4 protein-coding genes are annotated in these 2,518 nt (G+C 68.7%); 3 read left to right on the forward strand and 1 reads right to left on the reverse strand.

The features are described 5' to 3' along the window. A partial coding sequence (locus ACTHNQ_RS16375) for an NUDIX domain-containing protein (protein WP_440335016.1) occupies positions 1-231 on the reverse strand: 231 nt, incomplete at its 3' end. A gap of 49 nt (positions 232-280) precedes the next feature. Between ACTHNQ_RS16375 and ACTHNQ_RS16380 the strand changes: the two genes are divergently transcribed. The 3 genes from ACTHNQ_RS16380 to ACTHNQ_RS16390 form a co-directional block, all read left to right on the forward strand. Further along, the gene (locus tag ACTHNQ_RS16380) at positions 281-850 is read left to right on the forward strand and encodes a GNAT family N-acetyltransferase (RefSeq protein ID WP_440335017.1); all 570 of its coding nucleotides are present in this window, start codon (positions 281-283) and stop codon (positions 848-850) included. 265 nt (positions 851-1,115) lie between these two features. Next, entirely contained in the window at positions 1,116-1,310 is a 195-nt protein-coding gene (locus ACTHNQ_RS16385; RefSeq protein WP_440335018.1) for a hypothetical protein, read from the forward strand. Between the two features lie 122 nt (positions 1,311-1,432). Next, a partial coding sequence (locus tag ACTHNQ_RS16390) for a PHP domain-containing protein (RefSeq protein ID WP_440335019.1) occupies positions 1,433-2,518 on the forward strand: 1,086 nt, incomplete at its 3' end.

Genomic DNA, 2,518 nt, shown 5'->3' on the forward strand with positions numbered 1-2,518 from the left:
CTCGACACGGCAGACCACTCCGGCCTCCTCCAGCGTCTCGCGCACGGCGGCGTCGGCCGGCTCCTCGCCGGGTTCGACGATGCCCGTGATCGGCGTGAGCGCGCCGTTGTCGCTGCGCCGGCCCAGCAGGATGCTGTCGCCCCGAAGCACGACGGCCGTCGCGCCGACGAGAGGCAGGGCGGTCGTGCCGATGTGGCGGCGCAGCTCGATGACGAAGTCGGGGGTGGCCATGCGCTCAGCCTAAGGGCGGATGTCGGATGCCTCGGCCATAGTGGGCGTCATGACGATCGAGGTGCGACCGGCCACGGTGTTCGATGATGTCGCCGCGGTGATCGGGCCGAAGAATCCGCAGTCCAGCGTGTGCTTCTGCCTGAGCTACCGCATCCCCTCGAAGGAGGCGAATGCGCTGCGCGGGCCGGATCGAGCCGATCGTGTACGTCGGCTCATGGACGAGGAGGGGCCGATCGGCGTGCTCGCCTACGACGGCGACGAGCCGGTCGGCTGGGCCGCCGTCGCGCCGCGCTCCCGCACGCACTTCGCGACGTTCCGCAAGATCCCGCACGTGGACGACCAGGAGGTGTGGTCACTGTGGTGCTTCCGGGTGCGTCCGGGGCATCGCAAGAAGGGCGTCATGCACGCGCTCATCGACGGTGCGGTCGAGTTCGCCCGCGCGCAGGGGGCGCCCGTCATCGAGGGGTATCCGGTCGACAACGACGGGGCGCCGGTGAATCAGACGATGGCGTACGTCGGCACGCGGCGGCTGTTCGAGCAGGCCGGGTTCGCCAAGGCCGTCGACACCACCTCGATGCTCGCCGGGTTCACGCGTGTGCTCATGCGGCGCGACCTCTAGCGTGGACCCGTGAACGAGCTCCTCCGTCGTCGCCTCGAGCGCGCCAACATCCTGTATCTCGACTTCGTCGACACGATCCCCGCCGCGCACCTCGTATCTCGTCTCCCCGGCCTGCCGTCCGACACGGTCGGGCACCAGCTGTGGTGCGTGCTCGGCGCCCGCGAGAGCTTCCCCCAGAGCGGCACGGGCGGGCGAATGGCAGGGATTCTCCAGCCCGATCGACCGCGACGGATCGTCGGACGCCGCCACCGTCCGCGCGGCATTCGTGCAGACCGCGGCGGACGTCGACGACTGGGTCGCCGGCATCGACGCCGCCGACGAGGACTCATGGCGCTACGTGCTCGCGCTGCTCGAGCACGAGACGATGCACCAGGGGCAGCTGATCCGCTACCTGTACGGGCTCGGGATCGACCGCCCACACACGTGGCAGCAGCAGTACGCCCTCGACGAGGACTTCTAGATCCGCCTCCGGGCGGCAGCACCTTCACCCTGAACTCGAGGGTGAACCGAGCTCCGCGCCCGGTCCCGCCGACACCCGGCGGGGCCGGGCGCGGTGTCCGTGGGCGTCCGTAGACTCGTTGCGTGGCATCCGACTCCTTCGTTCATCTGCACGTGCACAGCGAGTACTCGATGCTCGACGGGGCCGCCAAGATCGGCGCCATGACGCAGGCGGCCGCCGAGTACGGGATGCCGGCGATCGCGGTCACCGACCACGGCAACACCTTCGCGGCGTTCGAGTTCTACCGGGCGGCACAGGCCGCGGGCGTGAATCCGATCATCGGCCTGGAGGCGTACGTCACGCCGGGCACCCATCGCAGCGACAAGTCGCGCGTGGCGTGGGGCTCGCCCGAGCAGAAGAGCGACGACGTCTCGGGATCGGGCGCGTACACCCACATGACGCTGTGGAGCGAGAACACCGGGGGCATGCACAACCTCTTCCGGCTCAGCTCGCTGTCGAGCATGGAGGGCTACTACTTCAAGCCCCGCATGGACCGCGAGCTGCTCCAGACGTACGGCAAGGGGCTCATCGCGACGACCGGCTGCCCGTCGGGCGAGGTGCAGACCCGCCTGCGCCTCGGCCAGTACGACGCGGCGCGCGCTGCGGCCGCCGAATTCCAGGACATCTTCGGCAAGGAGAACTACTTCGCCGAGATCATGGACCACGGCCTGTCGATCGAGCGCCGGATCATGACGGACCTGCTCCGGCTCGCGAAGGATCTCGACATCCCGCTCGTCGCCACCAACGACTCCCACTACACGCATCAGCACGAGGCCGACGCCCACGCGGCCCTGCTGTGCGTGCAGTCGGGCTCGACGCTCGACGACCCCAACCGCTTCAAGTTCGACGGCGACGGCTACTACATCAAGACCGCGCAGGAGATGCGGCAGCTCTTCCGCGACCACCCCGAGGCGTGCGACAACACCCTGCTGATCGCCGAACGCTGCAAGGTCGAGTTCAACACCTCGGCGAACTACATGCCGCGGTTCCCCGTGCCCGAAGGTGAGACCGAGGACAGCTGGCTCATCAAAGAGGTCGAGCGAGGCCTTCACTACCGGTACCCGGGCGGCATCCCCGACAAGGTCCGCACGCAGGCCGAGTACGAGACCGGGATCATCCTCCAGATGGGCTTCCCGGGCTACTTCCTCGTGGTCGCCGACTTCATCAAC

The sequence above is a fragment of the Microbacterium sp. genome, assembly GCF_051953575.1.
In the GTDB taxonomy this organism is placed as follows: Bacteria; Actinomycetota; Actinomycetes; order Actinomycetales; family Microbacteriaceae; genus Microbacterium.